General features: G+C 64.9%; 23 protein-coding genes. 16 read left to right on the top strand and 7 right to left on the bottom strand.

The genetic code is table 11. The annotated features are described in order from the left end of the window. Positions 1 to 299 precede the first annotated feature (299 nt). Positions 300 to 1,457 (bottom strand): ROK family protein, encoded by a 1,158-nt coding sequence (locus ACZBJS_RS15675; RefSeq protein ID WP_316398410.1) that lies wholly within the window; start codon positions 1,455 to 1,457, stop codon positions 300 to 302. Positions 1,458 to 1,625: 168 nt separating this feature from the next. Continuing rightward, on the bottom strand, positions 1,626 to 2,429 hold the full coding sequence (locus ACZBJS_RS15680; RefSeq protein ID WP_316398409.1) for an SDR family NAD(P)-dependent oxidoreductase: 804 nt from the start codon (positions 2,427 to 2,429) through the stop codon (positions 1,626 to 1,628). Between the two features lie 124 nt (positions 2,430 to 2,553). Here ACZBJS_RS15680 and ACZBJS_RS15685 point away from each other — a divergent pair, with 124 nt between their 5' ends. The 4 genes from ACZBJS_RS15685 to ACZBJS_RS15700 all read left to right on the top strand — a co-directional run bounded on the left by ACZBJS_RS15685 (position 2,554) and on the right by ACZBJS_RS15700 (position 5,367). Beyond that, the gene (locus tag ACZBJS_RS15685) at positions 2,554 to 3,504 is read left to right on the top strand and encodes a GlxA family transcriptional regulator (RefSeq protein ID WP_057020904.1); all 951 of its coding nucleotides are present in this window, start codon (positions 2,554 to 2,556) and stop codon (positions 3,502 to 3,504) included. A 255-nt stretch (positions 3,505 to 3,759) separates the two neighbouring features. Further along, entirely contained in the window at positions 3,760 to 4,227 is a 468-nt protein-coding gene (rplU, locus tag ACZBJS_RS15690; protein WP_316398408.1) for a 50S ribosomal protein L21, read from the top strand. Between the two features lie 102 nt (positions 4,228 to 4,329). Further along, positions 4,330 to 4,599 (top strand): 50S ribosomal protein L27, encoded by a 270-nt coding sequence (gene rpmA / locus ACZBJS_RS15695; RefSeq protein ID WP_016847848.1) that lies wholly within the window; start codon positions 4,330 to 4,332, stop codon positions 4,597 to 4,599. Positions 4,600 to 4,770: 171 nt separating this feature from the next. Further along, positions 4,771 to 5,367 (top strand): GNAT family N-acetyltransferase, encoded by a 597-nt coding sequence (locus ACZBJS_RS15700; protein ID WP_028336336.1) that lies wholly within the window; start codon positions 4,771 to 4,773, stop codon positions 5,365 to 5,367. Positions 5,368 to 5,546: 179 nt separating this feature from the next. Here ACZBJS_RS15700 and ACZBJS_RS15705 read toward each other — a convergent pair whose 3' ends face one another. Continuing rightward, on the bottom strand, positions 5,547 to 6,461 hold the full coding sequence (locus ACZBJS_RS15705; protein WP_092090040.1) for a DMT family transporter: 915 nt from the start codon (positions 6,459 to 6,461) through the stop codon (positions 5,547 to 5,549). A 154-nt stretch (positions 6,462 to 6,615) separates the two neighbouring features. Here ACZBJS_RS15705 and ACZBJS_RS15710 point away from each other — a divergent pair, with 154 nt between their 5' ends. The 12 genes from ACZBJS_RS15710 to ACZBJS_RS15765 all read left to right on the top strand — a co-directional run bounded on the left by ACZBJS_RS15710 (position 6,616) and on the right by ACZBJS_RS15765 (position 17,943). Continuing rightward, entirely contained in the window at positions 6,616 to 7,095 is a 480-nt protein-coding gene (locus ACZBJS_RS15710) for a MaoC family dehydratase (protein WP_316398407.1), read from the top strand. 101 nt (positions 7,096 to 7,196) lie between these two features. Further along, on the top strand, positions 7,197 to 8,246 hold the full coding sequence (obgE, locus tag ACZBJS_RS15715; protein ID WP_038384668.1) for a GTPase ObgE: 1,050 nt from the start codon (positions 7,197 to 7,199) through the stop codon (positions 8,244 to 8,246). An 82-nt stretch (positions 8,247 to 8,328) separates the two neighbouring features. After that, on the top strand, positions 8,329 to 9,471 hold the full coding sequence (gene proB / locus ACZBJS_RS15720; protein WP_016847843.1) for a glutamate 5-kinase: 1,143 nt from the start codon (positions 8,329 to 8,331) through the stop codon (positions 9,469 to 9,471). A 123-nt stretch (positions 9,472 to 9,594) separates the two neighbouring features. Beyond that, complete coding sequence (locus tag ACZBJS_RS15725) at positions 9,595 to 10,887, top strand: glutamate-5-semialdehyde dehydrogenase (RefSeq protein WP_316398406.1); 1,293 nt, start codon at positions 9,595 to 9,597, stop codon at positions 10,885 to 10,887. A 45-nt stretch (positions 10,888 to 10,932) separates the two neighbouring features. Next, positions 10,933 to 11,556: a nicotinate-nucleotide adenylyltransferase gene (locus tag ACZBJS_RS15730; protein ID WP_080583350.1), complete on the top strand. Its 624-nt coding sequence runs from the start codon at positions 10,933 to 10,935 to the stop codon at positions 11,554 to 11,556. A gap of 186 nt (positions 11,557 to 11,742) precedes the next feature. Continuing rightward, the gene (gene rsfS, locus ACZBJS_RS15735; RefSeq protein WP_016847840.1) at positions 11,743 to 12,111 is read left to right on the top strand and encodes a ribosome silencing factor; all 369 of its coding nucleotides are present in this window, start codon (positions 11,743 to 11,745) and stop codon (positions 12,109 to 12,111) included. Positions 12,112 to 12,161: 50 nt separating this feature from the next. Next, positions 12,162 to 12,644, top strand: a complete 483-nt coding sequence (gene rlmH, locus ACZBJS_RS15740; protein ID WP_057020910.1) for a 23S rRNA (pseudouridine(1915)-N(3))-methyltransferase RlmH — start codon at positions 12,162 to 12,164, stop codon at positions 12,642 to 12,644. Between the two features lie 40 nt (positions 12,645 to 12,684). Continuing rightward, positions 12,685 to 14,091 carry a murein hydrolase activator EnvC family protein gene (locus ACZBJS_RS15745; protein ID WP_316398405.1) on the top strand — a complete coding sequence of 469 codons (1,407 nt, stop codon included), beginning with the start codon at positions 12,685 to 12,687 and terminating at the stop codon, positions 14,089 to 14,091. After that, a complete protein-coding gene (locus ACZBJS_RS15750; RefSeq protein ID WP_057020912.1) occupies positions 14,088 to 15,455 on the top strand; it encodes a S41 family peptidase in 1,368 nt (455 codons plus the stop codon). The genes ACZBJS_RS15745 and ACZBJS_RS15750 overlap by 4 nt, the downstream gene beginning before the upstream one ends. A 152-nt stretch (positions 15,456 to 15,607) precedes the next feature. Then, complete coding sequence (locus ACZBJS_RS15755) at positions 15,608 to 16,822, top strand: divergent polysaccharide deacetylase family protein (protein ID WP_168857719.1); 1,215 nt, start codon at positions 15,608 to 15,610, stop codon at positions 16,820 to 16,822. 84 nt (positions 16,823 to 16,906) lie between these two features. Next, positions 16,907 to 17,410 carry an RNA pyrophosphohydrolase gene (locus ACZBJS_RS15760; RefSeq protein WP_028336325.1) on the top strand — a complete coding sequence of 168 codons (504 nt, stop codon included), beginning with the start codon at positions 16,907 to 16,909 and terminating at the stop codon, positions 17,408 to 17,410. A 32-nt stretch (positions 17,411 to 17,442) separates the two neighbouring features. Continuing rightward, positions 17,443 to 17,943: an RNA pyrophosphohydrolase gene (locus tag ACZBJS_RS15765; RefSeq protein ID WP_316398404.1), complete on the top strand. Its 501-nt coding sequence runs from the start codon at positions 17,443 to 17,445 to the stop codon at positions 17,941 to 17,943. Here ACZBJS_RS15765 and ACZBJS_RS15770 read toward each other — a convergent pair. The 4 genes from ACZBJS_RS15770 to atpD all read right to left on the bottom strand — a co-directional run bounded on the left by ACZBJS_RS15770 (position 17,901) and on the right by atpD (position 21,328). Then, complete coding sequence (locus tag ACZBJS_RS15770; protein WP_316398403.1) at positions 17,901 to 18,896, bottom strand: helix-turn-helix domain-containing protein; 996 nt, start codon at positions 18,894 to 18,896, stop codon at positions 17,901 to 17,903. The two genes, ACZBJS_RS15765 and ACZBJS_RS15770, sit on opposite strands and share 43 nt — an antisense overlap. Before the next feature lie 104 nt (positions 18,897 to 19,000). Beyond that, positions 19,001 to 19,156: a hypothetical protein gene (locus ACZBJS_RS15775; RefSeq protein WP_225163875.1), complete on the bottom strand. Its 156-nt coding sequence runs from the start codon at positions 19,154 to 19,156 to the stop codon at positions 19,001 to 19,003. A 205-nt stretch (positions 19,157 to 19,361) separates the two neighbouring features. Then, a complete protein-coding gene (locus ACZBJS_RS15780) occupies positions 19,362 to 19,769 on the bottom strand; it encodes a F0F1 ATP synthase subunit epsilon (RefSeq protein WP_028336321.1) in 408 nt (135 codons plus the stop codon). 116 nt (positions 19,770 to 19,885) lie between these two features. After that, complete coding sequence (gene atpD / locus ACZBJS_RS15785) at positions 19,886 to 21,328, bottom strand: F0F1 ATP synthase subunit beta (protein ID WP_016843821.1); 1,443 nt, start codon at positions 21,326 to 21,328, stop codon at positions 19,886 to 19,888. Positions 21,329 to 21,334 lie beyond the last annotated feature (6 nt).

Consider the following 21,334-nt stretch of genomic DNA (forward strand, 5'->3'; position numbering starts at 1 on the left):
TGAACACCATCAGTTTGAGGGACGACCGCCTTCCAACCAACAGGCCGCTCGCGAGCGCGCTTCCAAATTGCGCCGTAGCGAGCGGGCGGCCGGCCCGTTACCCCATCTACGCATGCTTACCTCCCCTTGAAAAGGGGAGGTCGCTTTGCTCGCCAGAGCAAAGCGGGTGGAGATCTGCTCTCTCCGCAAACAGCATCGCCTGCGGCTGACCCCCATCCCGACCTTCCCCCTTTCAGGGGGAAGGAGAAGGCAGACCGTAGCCCGGATGGAGCGCGCACGATCGCTGAAGCCCGCACGGCTCAGGCGTCGGCTTTCCTGGCTTTTTTGGCCTTTTTCTCGCTCTTTTCGCTCTCGTCATCCTTGTCTTTCTTCTCGGCCTTCTTCTCGTCCTTGCCGTTCTCCCGCTTGCGATTGGTGTAGCGGGCATTGCCAAGCCCGGTTCCGATCGTCAGCACGCCCCAGCGCGCGACGTCCTGCATGAACGGGACCTCGGCCAGCCCCTGCACCACGCCGTCATTGTGCATCACGATCGCGGTGTCATGATCGCCGATCTGCGGGATCGCCTCGACCAGACTCGCCGGCAAGTTGAATTTGCTGCTCTCCCAATTGCCGGGCAGGTTCTGCGCGCCCTTTTCGATCGATCCGTCGTCATTGATGACGCCGGGACAGGCGATGCCGATGAACGGCGCGAGCTTGAGATTCTCCTTCTCGGCGGCGGCAATCAACTCCTTCAGCATCTTCACCAGCCGCTTCACCGCGCCCTCGCGCGTCGGCTCGTCATCGGCGTGGCGCCACAGCTCCGATTTCCAGACCGCCGCCTTGGAGAGATCGGGCGCCTTCTTCCAGCGCGACTCGACCACGCCGCAGCGGATATTGGTGCCGCCGATGTCGACGGCGAGGACGCCGTCATGGGCCTCGAAAATCCACGATGGCGCCAGATGCAGCGTGCCGATCAGGCCGGCATCGTCGGGGTGAAAGCGGATCGGCAGCAAATCGACCTTGAAATCCTCCGACTTCAGGATGATCTCGGTGCGTGCGATGGCGAGTTCGCCGAGCCTGGAGTCGCGGAAGCCGCCGCCGACCACGATGCGCTCGGTCTTGGCCCAGGCCTTGGTGTTGAGGAAGCGCCGCGTCACATGGGCGAGCTCCTGCGCAAACTCCTCGATGGCGCTGTGCACGACCGCCGAGGCCTCGGTGTCGTCGCCGACCAACAGCTCATCGAGCTTCTTCTTGCTGATCTTGTCCGACGGCTCGTCGCCGAACGGATCCTCGTCCGATTTGCGCAGCGGCTTGCGCCAGCGGTCGAGGATCTTGCGGAACGCGCCCTTCGAGGCGCGATCGCCGAGAAAGCCCTCGTCGTCCTTCAGCTCGATGTTGAAGCTGTCGATGTCGACAGACGGCAACCGCGCGGCACCGTGGTGCGCGATGCCCGTGGTCAATCCAGCGTCTTCAGCCATTCGCCCTTGCCTGCCCGCTTGAGGTTGCCTGCACTATTGTTTGAGCATGATCATTTCGGAAAACCACTTCGCACTTTTCCGGATCATGCTGTAACGGCCGGGAACTCAAATGGTTGCGTCCCGCGTTCGGGCACTCGGCCTGCGCGGGACGCAATTTTCGCAGGGGCGTCAGGCGGCCTTCAGCCCGTAGCGCGCCGCAGGCGTGCTGCGCGACAGGTTCGGCATCAGCTTCTGGCGGGCAGACTCATAGGCCTGCCAATCGGCGGCATCCGGCAGCGCAGGCACGGTGATGACCTCGCCCTGATCGAGACCGGCGAGCGCGGCATCGACCATGTCCTCGGCCTTCATCACGATCTCGCCGGGCAGATGCTCGACCGGCGTACCGGCCACGCCCCAGAATTCGGTCGCGGTGGCGCCCGGCAGCACGGCCTGGACCCGGATGTTCTTGTCCTTGAGCTCATGCTGCAACGACTGCGTCAAGGCGAGGACGAAAGCCTTGCTGCCGCCGTAGACGCCGTTGAGAATTTCGGGCGCGACACCGACGATCGAGGCGATGTTGACGATGGTGCCGTTGCCGCGCGCGACAAATCCCGGCACCGCCGCATAGGTCAGGCGCATCAGCGCATCGACATTGAGCGCAATCATGTCGCTCATCTTGTCGACATCGGATGCGAGCAGCGGCGCGGTTGCACCGACGCCCGCATTGTTCACCAGCAGGCTGATGCCGGTATTGCTGCGCAGAATGGATTCGATCCGTGACACGTCGCCGCGCTTGCCGAGGTCGGCGGCAACGATCTCGATCGATCGGCCTGTCTCCGCCGACAGACGCTTGGCAAGCCCATTGAGGCGCTCGCGGTTGCGTGCGACGAGGATCAGATCGTAGCCACGCCGTGCGAGCCGGTCCGCGTAGATGGCACCGATTCCGGACGACGCACCGGTAACGAGCGCCGTTCCTTTGGCTGACTTGGTCATGTTGGTCTCCTGTTTGACCTGGGCGGCCGGTTTTGGCCGCGGCTCAAGTTTTACAAGCCCCCTTGCATGGCTTAAATGTCATATATACACCTTTTTAGGACATGTATCGTGGCTGGAGGGTTCCATGCAGGAGATCGGCTTCGTCGTCTTCCCGGGCTTCCAGGTGATGGGCTTCACCGCCATCACCGCCTTCGAGATCGCCAATCTGGTGGCGGGTGAAAATTTCTACCGGGTCACACTGCTGTCCGAGAATGGCGGCCCGGTGCGGTCATCCGCGGGCTTCAATGTCGAGACCGAAGCGTTCAGCGCGCGCAGCTTCGACACGCTGTTCGTCGGCGCGGGCACCGAGCTGCATCCAGCGTCACCGAAGCTGACCGACTATGTTCGCCGCGCCCTGACGGCGTCACAGCGCATCGCCGCGCCCTGCGTCGGCGCCTTCTCGCTCGCCGAAGCCGGCCTGCTCGACGGCCGGCGCGTCTCCACGCATTGGCAATACGCCGCCGAGCTGCAGGCGCGCTTTCCCAAGCTGAAAGTCGAGCAGGACCGCATCTACATCGTCGACGGGCCGATCTGGACCTCGGCCGGCATGACCGCGACGATCGATCTGGCGCTGGCGATGGTCGAGCATGACCTCGGCGTCGAGGTCGCCCGCTCGGTGGCGCGCAAGCTCGTCGTCTATCACCGCCGCACCGGCGGACAGTCGCAGTTTTCGGCGCTGCTCGAGCTCGACCCGAAATCCGATCGTATCCAGAACGCGCTCAATTACGCCAAGGCGCATCTGCGCAACGAGCTCTCGGTCGAGGAATTGGCCGCCGTCGCACGGCTCAGCCCGCGCCAGTTCAGCCGCGCCTTCCGTTCAGAGACCGGCCAGTCACCGGCCAAGGCGATCGAGCATCTTAGGGTCGAGGCGGCGCGCGAATTGATCGGTGACGGCCGCCATTCGATGGACGAAATTGCCGTAGAGACCGGCTTTGCCGACCGCGAACGGATGCGGCGGGCGTTCTTGCGGGTGCTGGGCCAGCCGCCCCAGACAATCCGACGCCACGCGAGGATCGCGGCCCAGGCGCAGGCTTGAGCCGCCAATCTCGGCCAAAACCATGCCAAACCCTTCATTTTTGGCCGGTTTTTGCCCTGCTTTACCTTGACTCTCGGTCGTTTGCGGCTATAAGTCCCCCCATCCGGCGCGGGGATTTCTCGCGCCGATCGTTTTTGTGCGGACCATTTGGGAATTCATTCCCTTCGCACGAGACACGCAACCCATAGCGACTGAACAAAAAGCCGACCCGGGCGAATCGTCCGAGGCCGGGATCGAACACGAAGGAATCAAACGATGTTCGCAGTCATCAAAACCGGCGGCCGGCAATACCGTGTCGCTCCGAATGATGTACTCGAGATAGGCAAGATCGCCGGCGATGTCGGCACGATCGTGCAGCTTGGCGAAGTTCTGGTGCTCGGCGGTGATACGCCGGTGCTGGGAACGCCCACCGTGGCAGGCGCGTCCGTTGCAGCTGAAGTGCTGCAGCACAAGCGCGGCGCCAAGGTGATCGCGTTCAAGAAGCGTCGCCGCAAGAATTCACGCCGCAAGCGCGGCTATCGCGACGAGCTCACGGTGCTTCGCATCACCGAGATCCTCGCCGATAACGCCAAGCCGACCGTCGGCCCGCGGCCGAAGAAGGAAAAGGTCGCAGCGCCCGCCGATGGCGAGGATGCAGCGCCAAAGGCGGCCAAGAAGAAGGCGCCCGCAAAGGCGCCGGCCGCCAAGAAGGCTCCGGCCAAGAAGGCCGCGGCCAAGGCTTAAGAAGAAGTGATCGTCGCGCTTTCAGATGTGAAGCGTGACAAAACGTGAAATGATTCCGTCAAGGAATTGATCTAGAGATCAAAGCGAAGTCGGAGACGAGCCATGGCTCACAAAAAAGCAGGCGGTTCATCGCGCAACGGGCGTGATTCCAAGGGCAAGCGCCTTGGCATCAAGGCGTTCGGTGGCGAGCGCGTGATCCCCGGAAACATCATCGCGCGTCAGCGCGGCACCACCTGGCATCCTGGCCTTAATGTCGGCATGGGCACCGATCATACTCTCTTCGCCAAGGTCGAGGGTCATGTCGAGTTCCGTGCCAAAGCCAACGGCCGCACATTCGTATCGGTTATTCCGATGGCAGAGGCGGCCGAGTAGACGGTGGACACACATGAGTCCGCCGGGTCCTGTTGAACCGGCGGAGTCGCAAAGGGCTCCAAGGGGAGGCGGGATGACCGGCCTCCCCTTTTTGTTGCGCGCATTCCACTTCGACCGCGCGTGACGTTCCAAGCGTTGCGTACCGATTTTTTCGCATCACAGGAGCTCGACATGTTGCAGGACATCCCGACGCCGACCTTGCGCGAGGCAAGAGCTTGCGTCCTCGAGACAGAACGGCTGACATTGCGCAAGCCGACGCTCGCGGACGTAAAAGCAATCGCACGCCTCGCCAATGACCGCCGCATCGCGGAGAACACACGCCGCCTGCCGCATCCCTATACCCAGGACGACGCCATCGACTTCGTGCGCGCGCTCGGCGCCGGCGGGCGCGAAACCGTTTTCCTGATCGAGAACAATCACACGCCGATCGGCATGGTCGGCATCGACTGGCGCGAGGAGACATCGGCCGAACTCGGCTACTGGCTCGGCGTCGACTATTGGGGCCAGGGCTTCGGCACCGAGGCTGCGCGCGCGGTGATCGATTACTTCTTCGAGGAGTTCGATCTCGACCAGCTGATCTCGGGCGCCCGCGTCGTCAATCCGTCGTCGCGCAACATTCTCGAGAAGTGCGGCTTCCAGTGGGGCGGCGTCGAGCTGCACCGCTTCGAGGCGCTGGGCTCCTCGAGCCCGGTCGACTGCTTCCGCCTGTCACGCGGTGTCTGGACGTCGCTGAAGCGCTGGAACAACTCGACCCGGCGGGAGAGCTGAGGCTTTTGGCTTCACCCTCCCCTGGAGGGGGAGGGTCGTTGCGCATGAAGCGCAGCGGAAGGCGCAACGGGGTGGGGTGATCTCTCCACTCGGGCACCGTTGGATGAGGAGAGACCTTCACCCCACCCCGCCGCTCATTGCATTCGCGTCGACCCTCCCCCTCCAGGGGAGGGTAAACATCACGCCGGCGGATTGATCGCGGAATCCGTGCGTCCGAGCTGCTGCTCGCGCACGAAGATGTAGAGGCCGGCCGCGATGATGACAGCGGCGCCGACGATGGTGGCCCAGGACGGCACGTCGCCGAACACCACGAAGCCGAAGATCACCGCCCAGACGATCATCGAATACTGGTACGGCACCACCACGCTCGCCGGCGCGAGCTTCAGCGAACGATTGACGCAAAGCAGCGCCGCGACCGAGATGATGCCGGCGGTGAAGAACAGCACGAGGCTGCCGGCTGACGGCGTCACCCAGCCGAACGGCGAGAGCACGAGGCCCAGGATGAAGGTGCCGCCGAATTGCGACGTCGCCAGCACGATATCGGGCGTCGCGCGCAGCGAGCGCGTGATCAGCATCAGCACCGCAAACGACAGGCTGCCGCCGAGCGCGATCATTGCCGGCCAGCTGATGGTCTGCGCCGACGGCCGAAGCGCGATCAACACCCCGCAGAAGCCGACCAGGATCGCGGTCCAGCGCCGCCAGCCGATATGCTCGCCGAGCACGAGGCCCGACATCGCGGTGACGAAGATCGGTCCGGCCAGATAGTAGGTGATGACGTCGGCGAGCGGCAGATAGACGGTCGCCAGGAAGAACGCCGCAACCTCCACCGTCGACAGCGTGACGCGCAGCAATTGCAGCCACGGGCGTTCCAGATGCAGAAAATCCGCGCGCCGCTGCCACACGATCGGCAGCAGCACGAGCAGCGCCGCACAGGCGCGCAGCCACAGCAATTGCCCGACCGAATAGGTGGCGACGATGAATTTGCCCATCGCATCGCCGAACGAGAACATGAAGATCGACAGCAGCATCAACCCGATGCCGGCGAGCCGCGCCGATCGGTCGTCGTAGGAGGACAGCTTTGCGAACAGGCTCATGAGCAGACTTGCGCTTTTGTTCCCGAGTCGTCCGGTTTTAAAGACGTGGATGCCCGGGACAAGCCCGGGCATGACGAATTGAACGGATTGCCGCACCTGCGCCGCTGCGATACCGGTAGCTCATCCCGGCAACAAAAAGAGCAGGAAACGCCGCATGAGCGAATTCGACCCCACCCAGCATCGCATGGTCCCCGCGCAGCGCTGGTTCGAGGATTTCGTGCTCGGCGAGCGCTTCGTGATTCCGAGCCGGACCCAGACCTCGGCGGTGTTCGCGGCGTTCCAGACCGCCAGCGGCGACACACATCCGATCCATTACGACGTCGAATATTGCCGCGCGCGCGGCATGCCTGATTTGCTCGCGCACGGCTTCCAGACCCTGGTGCACACCGCGCCCGGCGCGGGATTGTTCCCCTATGTCGTGGAGGAGTCGCTGATCGGCTTCCTCGAGCAATCGAGCAAGTTCCTGAAACCGGTCTATGCCGGCGATACCATCTACCCCGCGCTGGAGGTGATCGAGCTGTCGCCGGGCAAGACCACCGGCGTCGTGACGCTGCGCTCGACCGTGCACAACCAGCGCCGCGAGCTGGTGCTCGAGGGGATGCAGAAATTCCTGGTCCGGCGGCGGCCGAGTTAGCCGCAAGGGCCGTAAAAAGGCCCGAAAATTAAGGCTTTTCGCAGAAGTCAGGGCCTTTCCGGGTTGCCGCCGCGGCCACCCTGCCCTAACTAGTGAAAATCATGAAATTCCTCGATGAAGCCAAGGTCTATATTCGCTCGGGCGACGGCGGCAACGGCTGCGTCGCGTTCCGGCGCGAGAAGTTCATCGAGTTCGGCGGTCCCTCCGGCGGCAATGGTGGTCGCGGCGGTGACGTCATCATCGAGTCCGTCGACGGACTGAACACGCTGATCGATTACCGCTACCAGCAGCACTTCAAGGCACAGAAGGGCACCAATGGCATGGGCAAGGACCGCCATGGCGCCAACGGCAAGCCGATCGTGCTGAAGGTGCCGGTCGGCACCCAGGTGTTCGACGAGGACCGCGAGACCCTGCTGCACGACTTCACCGAGCTCGGCGAGAAATTCGTGCTGGCTGAAGGCGGCAATGGCGGCTTCGGCAACGCGCATTTCAAATCCTCCACCAACCGCGCGCCGCGCAACGCCAATCCCGGCGCGCCCGGCGAAGAGCGCTGGATCTGGCTGCGGCTGAAGCTGATCGCCGACGCCGGGCTGGTCGGCCTGCCCAATGCCGGCAAATCGACCTTCCTCTCGGTGGTCAGCGCGGCACGGCCGAAGATCGCCGACTATCCCTTCACCACGCTGCATCCGCAGCTGGGCGTGGTGAATTTCGGCGGCCGCGAATTCGTGCTCGCCGACATCCCCGGCCTGATCGAGGGCGCGCATGAAGGCGCCGGGCTCGGCGACCGCTTCCTCGGTCACGTCGAGCGCTGCCGCGTGCTGCTGCATCTGGTCGATGCGACCTGCGAGCATGCCGGCAAGGCCTACAAGACGGTGCGCACCGAACTCGAAGCCTATGAGGGCCATCTCGCCGACAAGATCGAGATCGTCGCGCTCAACAAGATCGACGCGGTCGCGCCCGACGAACTGAAGAAGCAGAAGGACCGCCTCAAGCGGGCGGCGAAGAAGACGCCGCTGTTGCTGTCAGGCGCGACCGGCGAAGGCGTGCAGGATGCGCTGCGCGCGCTGGTCGACGTGATCGGCGAAGCGCCGGTGTCCAACAAGGCCAAGGGTCAGGCGGAGCCGTGGGCGACGCCGGTGCCGCAGGGTTGAACGGCACAAGCCGCGCAACGCCTGGACTTCCCAAGCCACATTGTGGCGTCTATTGCTTCCACCTTCCTGCCAGACCAAATCCATGAAACGCCCCGCGCTCAAGAACTTTCGCCGCATCGTCGTCAAGGTCGGCTCATCGCTGCTGGTCGACTCGCAGGCCGGCGAGGTGCGCGCGTCCTGGCTCGCCGCGCTGGTCGAGGACATCGCAAAGCTGCACAAGCGAGGCTGCGAGGTCATGGTGGTGTCGTCGGGCTCGATCGCGCTCGGCCGCAGCCGCCTGAAGCTGCCGCGCGGCCCGCTGAAGCTCGAAGAGAGCCAGGCTGCCGCAGCGGTCGGCCAGATCGCGCTGGCGCGAATCTGGTCGGAGGTGCTCGGCCATCACGGCATCGGCGCCGGGCAGATTCTGGTGACGCTGCAGGACACCGAAGAGCGCCGCCGCTATCTCAACGCGCGCTCGACGATCGCAAAGCTGCTGGAATGGGGCGCGGTGCCCGTGATCAACGAGAATGACACGGTCGCGACCACCGAGATCCGCTATGGCGACAATGATCGCCTCGCCGCCCGCGTCGCCACCATGGCGAGCGCGGATCTTCTGATCCTGCTGTCCGATATCGACGGCCTCTACACCGCGCCGCCCGCGCTCGATTCCGACGCCAGGCTGATCCCGGTGGTCGAAAGCATCACCTCGGAGATCGAGGGGATGGCCGGCTCGGCCGGGTCCGAATTGTCGCGCGGCGGCATGACCACCAAGATCGAAGCCGCGAAGATAGCGACCACGGCCGGCACCCACATGCTGATCGCATCGGGCAAGATCGAGCATCCGCTTGCTGCGATCGCCGACGGCGGCCGCTGCACCTGGTTCCTGACCCCCGCCAATCCCGTCACCGCGCGCAAACGCTGGATCGCGGGCTCACTCGAGCCAAAGGGCACCTTGACCATCGATGCCGGCGCGGTGGCGGCGCTGCGCGCCGGCAAGAGCCTGTTGCCGGCTGGCGTGATCCGGGTCGACGGCCAGTTCGCCCGCGGCGATGCCGTGGTGGTGCGCGGCCCCGACACCCACGAGATCGGCCGCGGCCTGGTCGCATACGACGCCGAGAACGCCGAGAAGATCATGGGCCGCTCCTCGCCCGACGTGATGACCATTCTGGGCATCAGCGGCCGGTCCGAGATGATCCATCGCGACGACCTCGTGATCGGCCCGGCCGGGGCGATCCCGCCCAAATAAGCCACTGGATAGGCCATTGGCCGAGCGAGGCGGCCTGCCGCCCACCTGCCATGCCGGTTCCGCGCCTCGCCACCCTTCAATTGCCATGCTAGAACATGGCCTTAGTCCAAAGCTGGTAGTTTCATGAGCGCCCCCCTGAAGGCGATCGACGGCAACGCCGATCTTACTGCCCTGATGACCGACCTCGCCGCCAAGGCGCGCGCCGCGGCGCGCGTGCTGGCGCTGGCGCCGCCGGAGCAGAAGGACCGGGCGCTCGCCGCGATCGAGCGCGCGATCCGCGCCGACGCGCCGGCCATCCTCGCCGCCAATGCCGAGGATGTTGCCGAGGCGCGCGCGAGCGGCATGACCTCCGCCTTCGTCGACCGCCTGACGCTGACCCAGGCGCGCGTTGCCGGCATGGCCGATGGCGTTGCGACCGTGCGCGAGATCATCGATCCGGTCGGCGCCGTCACCGAAAGCTGGCAGCGGCCGAACGGCATGACCATCGAACGCGTCCGCGTGCCGCTCGGCGTCATCGGCGTGATCTTCGAGAGCCGCCCCAACGTCGCCGCCGACGCTGGTGTGCTGTGCTTGAAGTCCGGCAACGCCGTGATCCTGCGCGGCGGCTCGGACAGTTTCCGCTCCTGCCGTGCGATCCATGATTGCCTCGTGCAGGGCCTGCGTGAAGCCGGCCTGCCCGAGGCCGCGATTACCCTGGTGCCGACCCGTGACCGTGCGGCCGTCGGCCTGATGCTGACGGGATTGAACGGCGGCATCGATGTGATCGTACCGCGCGGCGGCAAGAGTCTCGTCGCACGCGTCGAGGCGGAGGCACGCGTTCCGGTGTTCGCGCATCTCGAGGGCGTCAACCACATCTACGTCGATGCCAGCGCCAGGCTCGATATGGCCAAGGCGGTCGTGCTGAACGCCAAGATGCGCCGTCCCGGCGTCTGCGGCGCCGTCGAGACCCTGCTGGTCGATCGCAACGCTGCCGCGACGCAGCTGAAACCGCTGGTCGAGCTGTTGATCGATGCCGGTTGCGAGGTGCGCGGCGACGACGCCGTGCAGGGCGTCGATGCCAGGGTGAAGCCCGCATCCGACGAGGACTGGGACACCGAATACGAGGACGCGATCATCTCGGCGAGGATCGTCGACGGTCTCGATGAAGCGATTACGCATATTCAAAATCACGGCTCGCATCACACCGATGCGATCGTGACGGAGGATGCCACTGCCGCGCAAAGGTTTCTCAACGAAGTCGATTCGGCGATCGTGCTGCACAACGCCTCGACCCAGTTCGCCGACGGCGGCGAGTTCGGCTTCGGCGCTGAGATCGGAATTGCTACCGGCAAATTCCACGCCCGCGGGCCTGTTGGCGCCGAGCAGCTGACGAGCTTCAAGTACCGCGTCCACGGCACCGGGCAGACGCGGCCGTGATCATTGTCGCACGCGCACGGTAAGCCATTGCAGCAAGCATCGAGCGTGTCGTTATCCGCAGCCCAGGCGCTTCCGTTCTATACCAACGGCATGCGCATCGGGCTGCTTGGCGGCTCGTTCAATCCGCCGCACGCCGCGCATCGCGCCATCAGCCTGTTTGCGCTCAAGCGCCTGCAGCTCGACCGCGTGTGGTGGCTGCTGACGCCGGGCAACCCGCTGAAGAACCATGACGGCCTGCATGCGCTTGCCGAGCGCGCCGAGGCCGCGCGCCGCGTTGCCGATGATCCGCGCATCGACATCAGCTGTCTCGAAGCTGTCATTGGCGTCAGCTACACTGTGGACACGATCATCCACTTGCGCCGCCGTGTCTCCGGCGTGCACTTCGTCTGGATCATGGGCGCTGACAATCTCGCGCAATTTCATCGCTGGAAAGATTGGCGGCGCATCGCGTCCGATGTCCCGATTGCCGTGATCGACCGTCCGCCCCAAAGCTTCCGCGCCCTTGCCGCACCGGCGGCGCAGGCGCTCGCGCGCTATCGCATGCCCGAAAATCAGGCGACACGGCTGGCCGACCAGCAGGCGCCGGCATGGGTGTTCCTGACAGGAATGAAATCCAATCTGTCTTCGACCGGACTTCGGAACCCGGACGGGAGCTGGAGAACGGCATGAAGCGCAAAAGGGTTACTGGAATATTGAAACCATTAACCCCACATGCGTAGTATGGCGCGTGGGGCCGAGGATTCGGCACCCGCGATACAGTGAAAGGAATGGTCCCTGGCCACATCTGTATTGTCAAAGTCTGTTTTACCCAAGGTTCCAAAGACTGCGCGTAAAACATCGACGAAAACCGCGGCCTTGCAGGCGCAACCGGACGCCGACAAACCGGATGCCAACAAGACGCTGAGCCTGATCCTCTCCCGCCTCGAGGACATGAAGGCGGAAGAGACGGTCACCATCGACCTTCGGGGCAAATCCGCATATTCCGACTACATGATCGTCACCACCGGCCGGGTTAACCGGCACGTTGGCGCGATCGCGGAAAATGTGACGAAGAGCCTCAAGGAGAACGGGGTCAAGAACATCCATGTCGAGGGCTTGCCCAATTGCGACTGGGTGCTGATCGATTCCGGCGAGGTGATCGTGCACGTGTTCAGGCCTGAGGTGCGCGAGTTCTACAACCTCGAGCGGTTGTGGACTCAGAACCCGGCGGTCGCGGCGGTCTAAGGGGGTTCGAGGCCGATGCGAATCGGCTGCAGCGCAGCTAGTCTGCGTTGATGCGCCTTGTCGTGATCTGCATCGGCCGTCTGAAACAGGGCCCTGAACGGGAGCTCGCCGAGCGTTACCGCGAGCGCTTCGAGGATATCGGCCGCAAGCTCGGGTTTCGCGGCCTCGAGATCCACGAGATCGCGGAAAGCCGCGCGCGCGACACCGCCGCGCGCATTGCCGAGGAGGCTGCGGCGATCTCCGCATTGCTGCCTGAGAAGCACGCGCTGGTCGCCCTCGACGAACGCGGCAAGAGCATCGACAGTGCGACCTTTGCCCGGCAGCTCGGCCGCTGGCGCGACGAGGGAACAGCACATACTGTCTTCGTGATCGGCGGCGCAGACGGACTTTCGCCTGAATTGCAGCGCAAGGCTTTGTTGCGAATTGCATTCGGCTCCGCGACCTGGCCGCATCAAATGGTCCGCGTCATGCTTCTGGAACAGATTTATCGCGCCGCAACCATTTTGGCCGGCCACCCCTATCATCGCGCGTAAGGCGTGGTGACGGACAGTCGAAACCACTGAACTCACGCGAATGCAGCACAAGCGGGACACAGCTTCGTATTCGGCTTCGTATGCCGGCACCGCGCGCCGCCGCCGGCTGCCGGCATCGCTGCCGCTGTCGATCGCGATGTTCGCCGCCTATCCGCTGGCCGCGGCGCACGCGCAAGCGACACCACCAGCGCAGCAATCCGCGCCGCCGGCGCAGCAGGCCGCAACCGCGGAGCCATCGCCCGATGCGATCAAGCAGCGCGAACAGGAACTCGAGGCCGCGCGCGAGCAGCAGCGCAAGGCGACCGAGCTGCAGGAGAAGCTGAAGGCCGACATCGCCGCGATCGGCCAGGACCGCAGCAAGCTCAATCAGCAGCTGATCGATATTGCCGGCCAGGTCCGCGGCGTCGAGACGCGGATCGCTGACGCCGAGGCACGCCTGCAGCCGCTCGACGGCCGTGAGCGCGAAATCCGCGCCTCGCTCGATTCACGCCGCTCCGAGGTGATCGAGGTGCTGGCCGCGCTGCAGCGCGCCGGGCGACGCACGCCGCCGGCGCTGCTGGTGCGGCCCGAGGACGCGCTGCAATCGCTGCGCACCGCAATGCTGCTCGGCGCCGTGGTGCCGGAGTTGCGCGTCCGCGCCGAGAAGCTTGCGGCCGATCTCGGCGAGCTGGTGGCGCTGCGCAAGACCATCTCGACCGAACGCGATGCGCTGGCGGCCGACCGCGACAAGCTGAAGGAAGACCAGACCCGGCTGGCGGCGCTGGTCGACGAACGGCAACGGCAGCAGAGCGCGGCCGAAAAGGACATGGAGGCCGAAGGCGCCCGTGCCATCGCGCTGTCGAAGCAGGCCGACAATCTGCAGACCCTGATCGCCAAGATGGAGCAGGATCTCAAGAGCGCGGCCAAGGCCGCCGCCACCGCCAGCCTCCAGGGAGCGCCGGCGACGGTTAACGGCAAGCCGAATCTGGGGGCGCTCAAGGACCCGGCCCGCATGAGCCCGGCGGTCGCTTTCGCCTCGGCCAAGGGCCTGTTCTCCTATCCCGTGAACGGTACCAAGATTCGCGAATTTGGCGGTTCCGACGGCGCGGGGGGCGTACAAAAAGGCATTTCTTTGGCAGCCAAGCCGGGCGCGCAGGTCACAACCCCGTGTGACGGCTGGGTTGTTTACGCTGGTCCTTTCCGTAGCTATGGACAACTCTTGATCCTCAATGCCGGGGGCGGGTATCATGTCCTGATCGCCGGGATGGAGCGTATTTCGGTAAACATCGGCCAGTTTGTACTTACGGGGGAGCCGGTTGCGACCATGGGGTCGACGTCCCAAGTTGCATCCATTCTCGCGACAAATGCGAGCCAGCCAGTGCTCTATGTCGAGTTCCGGAAAGACGGCACTCCAATCGATCCAGGTCCATGGTGGGCCGCAAATGAAGGCGAAAAGGTTCGCGGATGATGCGCAAGACTTCGGTAATTCTCCTTAGCGCCGCCACCGGCGCGGCCCTGACGCTTTTCGTTACGCAGCCCCGCGCTGTGCTGATGGGATCGAGCGCGCGCGCCGCGACGTCGGACACCTATCGCCAGCTCAATCTGTTCGGCGACGTGTTCGAGCGGGTGCGCAGCGACTATGTCGAGAAGCCCGATGACAGCAAGCTGGTCGAATCCGCGATCTCCGGCATGCTGACCGGCCTCGACCCGCACTCGAGCTACATGGACGCCAAGAGCTTCCGCGACATGCAGGTGCAGACCCGCGGCGAGTTCGGCGGCCTCGGCATCGAGGTCACGATGGAAGACGGCCTGATCAAGGTCGTCTCGCCGATCGACGACACCCCGGCCTCGAAGGCCGGCATCATGGCCAACGACATCATCACGACCCTCGACGACGAGGCGGTGCAGGGTCTGACGCTGAACCAGGCCGTCGAGAAGATGCGCGGTCCGGTCAACACCAAGATCAAGCTCAAGATCATCCGCAAGGGCCAGGACAATCCGATCGACGTCACGCTGGTGCGCGACAACATCCGCGTCCGCTCGGTGCGTGCGCGCGTCGAGGCCGATGACATCGCCTATATCCGCATCACCACCTTCAACGAGCAGACCACCGAAGGCCTGAAGAAGGAGATCACCAATCTGCAGGGCCAGATCGGCGACAAGCTGAAGGGCTACGTCATCGATCTCCGCAACAACCCCGGCGGCCTGCTCGAAGAAGCGGTCACGGTGTCCGACTCCTTCCTGGAGCGTGGCGAGATCGTCTCGACCCGCGGCCGCAACGCCGAGGAAACCCAGCGCCGCGCCGCCCATCCGGGCGACCTGACCAAGGGCAAGCCGGTGATCGTGCTGATCAACGGCGGCTCGGCATCGGCCTCCGAAATCGTCGCCGGCGCGCTGCAGGACCACAAGCGGGCGACGCTGGTCGGCACCCGTTCGTTCGGCAAGGGCTCGGTGCAGACCATCATCCCGCTCGGCTCGGGCAATGGCGCGCTGCGCCTGACCACCGCGCGCTACTACACGCCGTCGGGCAAGTCGATCCAGGCCAAGGGCATCGTGCCCGACATCGAGGTGCTGCAGGACGTGCCGGAAGAGCTGAAGGCGCGCACCGACACCAAGGGCGAAGCTTCGCTGCGCGGCCATCTGAAGAACGACGGCGACGAGAAGACCGGCTCGCAGTCCTACGTCCCGCCGGACGCCAAGGACGACAAGGCGCTGAAGATGGCCGACGACCTGCTGCACGGCATCAAGTCGACCTCGAGCGCGCCAGCGGCGCCGGAGGCCGCGCGCGACAAGGCCGCGGTCGACAAGCCGGGCAACAAGGCCGCGAACTGATTTAATCCGATCGATTCGGCGAACAGGGCGGCCCGCGGGCCGCCCTTTCTGCTTTCGGTGTCCGCCCGTAACCGTGCTTTGCCGGGCAGGCCGGCACGCGCGGGATTGCACCGCATCGTGCTATCGTTCGCGCTGTTGATTCGGGGAGGGTCATGGCAGAAGCGGCCGACGAACTGAGCACGCCGCTTGGGCAGACGACCGTGGGCAGGACGCGCCGGTTTCGCCTGCCATTCACGGCGATGCAGGCGCTCGCCGTGCTGCTCGGGCTCGTGCTGGTCGGCTTTGTCGGCATCGCGCTGTTCAACGACAACCCGCTCGGGGGCGAGCCGATCGCCCGTGTCACGCTGCGCAATCCCCCGCCCGCCGCCGACGACGACAAGCACGCTCCAGCCGCCCAGGCGGCGGCCGAACCGGCGGCCAAATCCGCCGCCAAGGCCCCGGCCGCAGCCAGCGACGCGAGAACCGTCACCATCATCGACGGCTCCAGCGGCAAGCGCCAAGACGTGGTGATCGGCGCCGGCGATCCGGCCGACAAGGCCGACGGCGATACGCCGCCACTTGCGATGACCGGCATCGATCCGCGCCTGCTGGAAAAGTCACGCTACGGCATGATCCCGGTGATCGCCGACGGCCTGAAGCCGTTCACGGTCTACGCGGCCGAGGCTGACCGCGCCAAGGCCGCCCGGATGCCCGTGGTCGCCATCGTGGTCGCCGGCCTCGGCGTCGGCGCCGCCAAGACCACCGACGCCATCATGAAGCTGCCGCCGGCGGTGACGCTGGCCTTCACGCCCTATGGCTCCGATCCGGGCAAGCTTGCGGAACGTGCCCGGACCCAGCGTCACGAGATCCTGCTGCAGATCCCGATGGAGCCGTTCGACTATCCCGACAATGATCCCGGGCCGCAAACCCTGCTGACCACGCTGAGCAGCGAGCAGAACCTCGACCGCTTCTATTGGCACCTCAGCCGCCTGCAGGGCTATGCCGGGATCGCCAATTTCATGGGAGGCCGGTTCGTTGCGGCCGATCCCGTGATGCAGCCCATCGTCCGCGAAGCGGCAAAGCGCGGCCTGAGCTATTTCGACGACGGTTCCACCCCGCGTAGCGTCGCGCAGAACCTTTCCGCGGGGCAGGCATTGCCGTTCGCCAAGGCCGATTTCGCCATCGACGCGGTGCCGACGTCGGCGGAAATCGACCGCGCCCTGGTCAAGCTGGAAACCATCGCCAAGGAACGCGGCGCAGCGGTGGGCGTCGCCTCGGCGTTGCCGGTCTCGATCGAGCGGCTCGGCGCCTGGCTCAAGACACTGGACTCCAAGGGCATTATGCTTGTGCCATTGACAACGGCGATGCTGAAATCAAAATCGGGCTAAAGATTCAATCCGTTGGAGCAGCTCGAGACCTTGCCGGGGGGGCCGGGTCGGGCGGCTCCAGAAAATGTGCGAGGTAGCGGCAGCATGGCACGTTATGAAGACCTGCCCTATCGAACCTGCGTCGGCATCATGCTGCTGAATACTGCGGGGCTGGTCTTCATCGGACGCCGCGCGGGCGGCATCGAGCATGTCGACGACGCGCATGTCTGGCAGATGCCGCAAGGCGGCGTCGATCCCGGCGAGGATACGTTTCAGGCGGCGCGGCGCGAGCTCTATGAGGAGACCAGCATCAAGTCCGTGGAGAAGCTCGGCGAGGTCTCGGACTGGCTGATCTATGATATCCCGCGCACCGTCGCCGGCCGCGCCTGGAAGGGCCGCTATCGCGGACAGCGGCAAAAATGGTTCGCGCTGCGCTTCACCGGCGATGAGAACGAGATCAACGTCGCCAATCCGGGCGGAGGCCACAAGGCCGAGTTCATCACCTGGCGCTGGGAGCCGATGAAGAATCTGCCGGGGCTGATTGTGCCGTTCAAGCGTCCGGTCTATGAGCGCGTCGTGAAGGAATTTGCCGGTCTGGCGGCCAAGTAGCCGACCGGGTCAACGCGCGACGTACCCACTGAATGTCATCAGATAAGCCCTATCGCCCCAATGTGGGCATCGCGCTGTTCAACGCCGACGGACGCGTGCTGATCGGCCACCGGATCAAGGACGACGGTCCGGAGATCGTGCTGCCCGGCCTCGAATGGCAGATGCCGCAGGGCGGCATCGACGCCGGCGAGGATCCGCGCCAGGCCGTGATGCGCGAATTGTGGGAGGAGACCGGGGCGGTCAACGCCGACTATCTCAGCGAGACCGACTGGATGACCTACGAATTCCCCGCCTATGACGGGCCGGCATCGCACCGGCTCGCCAAGTTCCGCGGCCAGCGGCAGAAATGGTTTGCGCTGCGCTTCACCGGACGCGACGAGGAGATCGATCCATTGACGCCGCGCAACGGCCAGCCCGCCGAATTCAATCAATGGCGCTGGGAGCGCCTCGACCGCGTCGCCGATCTCGTGGTGCCGTTCCGCCGCGACGTCTATCGCGCGGTCGCGACCCGGTTCGCGGAATTCGCCGGCTGATCCTGCGGCGGTATGCGCCGCGCGTCGCCCGGTGTCATGCCGTAGGTCGAACGGAAGACGCGATAGAAGGTCGCGATGCTGTCGAAGCCGCACGAGAACGCGATCTCGTCGATGCTGCGCTCCCGTATGGCGTAGAGCGCGCGCCTCGCCGCCTTCAACCTTGCCGCCGTCAGCGTCCGCGCAAATGACAGGCCGGTCGGCTCGAACAGCGCATGCAATTGCCGCAGTGAGATGCCGAGCTCGGCGGCAACCGCGGCCGGCGTGAGCGAGGCGCGATGCAGGTCGCGGAACAGAATTTCGCGGGCGGCATGAAGGTAGCCCGCATGCAGCGCGGCACGGATTTCGTCCTGGCGTGGCCGCACGCGTCCGCGCGCGAGCAGCGCCAGGCGCACCATATGCGCAACGTCGTCGGCGAACTGCCCGGCTTGCGCGAGATCTCGCGTCATCGAGCGGAACATGGCGCCGACAAGCCGGGTCAGGCTCGCATCACGCGCCAGCGCGACCGGCGGCGCATCCTCGATCCGCGCGCCGAGCACGAGCTCGTCGGTGACCGGGATCTTGAGGCTGAAGAAGTCAAAGCCGTCGGTCCGTTCGGGTGTCGAGGCAAACGGAAGATTGGAATGGCCGAACACCAGGTCGCCGTTGCGCACGAACTGGACACGATCGCGACCGATATTCATGTGGCCGGGGCCGCGCACCTGCCAGGCGAGATGCAGGCTGTTGCTCGGAACGCGCGCGATGTCGGATGCGGTCCGGCTGACGCGGTAGGAGGAAGCCGACATTTGCGCCAGCACGGCACTGCCCACCGGCGTCGCCGAGAAGTGTCCGCGGAAATCGGCTCTCTTGTCGCGCTCGAGCTCGATCGTGACCCCGAACAGGCTCTTGCCGCGCACCTCGCACCAGTGCTCGAAACGGTCCTGGGGGCGGAGAGCATCGGTGGTGAAGGTCAGCACGGCAGCTTGTCCGTTATGTCAGGAATGAAATCGCGATGCGGTCGGGCCAAATCGTCATCGCGCTGCAGCTTGTCATTTGTGCACGATCCTTGCTGCAAGCTGCTTCACATATTTGCAGGTCGTTCGTTCGGGCCGACCGCGAAGAAGCGGACTTGTCGAGAAGAGGCGAGCCGCCGCAGCGTCTCTTCCTCATCGTCGGCAACCAATCGGCTCTGACCTGCGATATCGGCCGCGAGGATCGCTGCGACCTTGCGCTTCATGAGTAGCGGCCCCCGAACCCAGATATGCCGGGGAGAATGCCGCCAGACGATCCCGCGCGCAACAAGCATTGAAACGCTCGCCAGGGCGTGGCGAGCGTTGAATTATTCAAGCCTTCTCAGGCTATGATAGAAAAAGTGTGAGCTATTCCACTAAGGGGTCGGCTCACTCGACATGGCGGCGCGATCGCCGGTCGGCAACCGCGCCTTAGTGCATAGCCGTCGTGTTGAGCTCTTGCTGGATGCTCTTGAAGTGGTCGAGCCGCTCGATCGCGTGGTCGAGCTCGGAGCCCTCCTTCTCGGCGAGCTTCTCCTGCATCTCGTTGATCGTCTCGGCGAATTTCGCGCGATCGATGTCCGCAAGCGCGGTCGCGACGTCGGCGAGCACGGTGAGGCCCTTGTCCGACACCTCGGCAAGGCCGCCGAGCACGATCACCTTCTCGCGCTTGCCGGCGGTCGTGATCGTCAGGATGCCCGGACGAACCGTGGCGATGACCGGAGCGTGTCCGGCGAGCACACCGAAATCACCCTCCACGCCGGGGACGTCAACCTGATCGACCTCGCCGGAGAAGGCGAGCTTTTCGGGAGAGACGAGATCGAAGTGGAAGGTGGCCATGGTCTTTCCGTTCTTTGCGCTGTCACCCGCGGGCTCGACCCGCGGGTCCATCAATCAAAATACTGCTCGTGCGATGGATCGCCGGATCAAGTCCAGCGATGACGACATCCCAAAGCTTAAGCGGCTTCGGCCGCCAGCTTCTTGCCCTTCTCGACGGCTTCTTCGATGGTGCCGACCATGTAGAACGCCGCTTCCGGCAGATGGTCGTACTTGCCCTGGCAGAGATCGCGGAAGCCCTTGATGGTGTCGGCGAGGTCGACGAACTTGCCGGGGGAGCCGGTGAACACTTCGGCGACGTGGAACGGCTGCGACAGGAAGCGCTCGACCTTGCGGGCGCGGGCGACCGTCAGCTTGTCCTCTTCCGACAATTCGTCCATGCCGAGAATGGCGATGATGTCCTGCAGCGACTTGTAGCGTTGCAGGATCTGCTGGACCATGCGCGCGGTGTTGTAGTGCTCGTCACCGACGACGAGCGCCGACAGCATGCGCGAGGTCGAGTCGAGCGGATCCACCGCCGGATAGATGCCCTTTTCCGAGATCGCGCGCGACAGCACCGTGGTGGCGTCCAAGTGCGCGAACGAGGTGGCGGGCGCCGGGTCGGTCAAGTCGTCGGCCGGCACGTAGATCGCCTGCACCGAGGTGATCGAGCCCTTCTGGGTGGTGGTGATGCGCTCCTGCAGCGCGCCCATGTCGGTGGCGAGCGTCGGCTGATAACCCACCGCCGAAGGAATACGGCCGAGCAGCGCCGACACTTCCGAGCCGGCCTGGGTGAAACGGAAGATGTTGTCGACGAAGAACAGCACGTCCTGGCCCTGGTCGCGGAAGTGCTCGGCAACGGTGAGACCGGTCAGACCGACGCGGGCGCGGGCGCCCGGCGGCTCGTTCATCTGGCCGAACACCAGCGCGCACTTCGACTTCACGCTCGGATCCGGATTGTGCGGATCGGCGTTGACCTTCGATTCGATGAACTCGTGATAGAGGTCATTGCCTTCGCGGGTGCGCTCGCCGACGCCGGCGAACACCGAGTAACCACCGTGCGCCTTCGCGACGTTGTTGATGAGCTCCTGAATCAGCACGGTCTTGCCGACGCCGGCGCCGCCGAACAGGCCGATCTTGCCGCCCTTCGCATACGGAGCAAGAAGGTCGACGACCTTGATGCCGGTGACGAGAATTTCGGCTTCGGTCGACTGGTCGGTATAGGTCGGCGCTTCCTGATGGATGGCGCGCAGGCCGTCGGACTTGATCGGGCCTGCTTCATCGATCGGCTCGCCGATGACGTTGATGATGCGGCCGAGCGTGCCTTCGCCGACCGGCACCCGGATCGGTTCGCCGGTGTCGGTCACTTCCTGGCCGCGCACGAGGCCCTCGGTGATGTCCATCGCGATGGTGCGGACGGTCGATTCGCCGAGATGCTGCGCGACTTCGAGCACCAGGCGGTTGCCGCCGTTCTTGGTCTCGAGCGCGTTCAGAATCGCCGGAAGGTGGCCTTCGAACTGCACGTCGACCACGGCGCCCGTGACCTGGGTAACGCGACCGATCTGGTTGGCTGCTGTAGCCATGGACTG

The organism is Bradyrhizobium sp. KZN70725, from assembly GCF_055264925.1.

Coding starts and splice junctions, on each gene's coding strand:
- ACZBJS_RS15760 (WP_028336325.1), top strand. CDS start 16,907: ATGGCACGTTATGAAGACCTGCCCTATCGAACCTGCGTCGGCATCATG.
- obgE (WP_038384668.1), top strand. CDS start 7,197: ATGAAATTCCTCGATGAAGCCAAGGTCTATATTCGCTCGGGCGACGGC.
- rplU (WP_316398408.1), top strand. CDS start 3,760: ATGTTCGCAGTCATCAAAACCGGCGGCCGGCAATACCGTGTCGCTCCG.
- ACZBJS_RS15680 (WP_316398409.1), bottom strand. CDS start 2,429: ATGACCAAGTCAGCCAAAGGAACGGCGCTCGTTACCGGTGCGTCGTCC.
- ACZBJS_RS15705 (WP_092090040.1), bottom strand. CDS start 6,461: ATGAGCCTGTTCGCAAAGCTGTCCTCCTACGACGACCGATCGGCGCGG.
- ACZBJS_RS15685 (WP_057020904.1), top strand. CDS start 2,554: ATGCAGGAGATCGGCTTCGTCGTCTTCCCGGGCTTCCAGGTGATGGGC.
- ACZBJS_RS15780 (WP_028336321.1), bottom strand. CDS start 19,769: ATGGCCACCTTCCACTTCGATCTCGTCTCTCCCGAAAAGCTCGCCTTC.
- ACZBJS_RS15725 (WP_316398406.1), top strand. CDS start 9,595: ATGAGCGCCCCCCTGAAGGCGATCGACGGCAACGCCGATCTTACTGCC.
- ACZBJS_RS15765 (WP_316398404.1), top strand. CDS start 17,443: ATGTCATCAGATAAGCCCTATCGCCCCAATGTGGGCATCGCGCTGTTC.
- rlmH (WP_057020910.1), top strand. CDS start 12,162: ATGCGCCTTGTCGTGATCTGCATCGGCCGTCTGAAACAGGGCCCTGAA.
- ACZBJS_RS15745 (WP_316398405.1), top strand. CDS start 12,685: ATGCAGCACAAGCGGGACACAGCTTCGTATTCGGCTTCGTATGCCGGC.
- atpD (WP_016843821.1), bottom strand. CDS start 21,328: ATGGCTACAGCAGCCAACCAGATCGGTCGCGTTACCCAGGTCACGGGC.
- ACZBJS_RS15675 (WP_316398410.1), bottom strand. CDS start 1,457: ATGGCTGAAGACGCTGGATTGACCACGGGCATCGCGCACCACGGTGCC.
- ACZBJS_RS15755 (WP_168857719.1), top strand. CDS start 15,608: ATGGCAGAAGCGGCCGACGAACTGAGCACGCCGCTTGGGCAGACGACC.
- proB (WP_016847843.1), top strand. CDS start 8,329: ATGAAACGCCCCGCGCTCAAGAACTTTCGCCGCATCGTCGTCAAGGTC.
- ACZBJS_RS15700 (WP_028336336.1), top strand. CDS start 4,771: ATGTTGCAGGACATCCCGACGCCGACCTTGCGCGAGGCAAGAGCTTGC.
- rpmA (WP_016847848.1), top strand. CDS start 4,330: ATGGCTCACAAAAAAGCAGGCGGTTCATCGCGCAACGGGCGTGATTCC.
- ACZBJS_RS15775 (WP_225163875.1), bottom strand. CDS start 19,156: ATGAAGCGCAAGGTCGCAGCGATCCTCGCGGCCGATATCGCAGGTCAG.
- ACZBJS_RS15710 (WP_316398407.1), top strand. CDS start 6,616: ATGAGCGAATTCGACCCCACCCAGCATCGCATGGTCCCCGCGCAGCGC.
- ACZBJS_RS15750 (WP_057020912.1), top strand. CDS start 14,088: ATGATGCGCAAGACTTCGGTAATTCTCCTTAGCGCCGCCACCGGCGCG.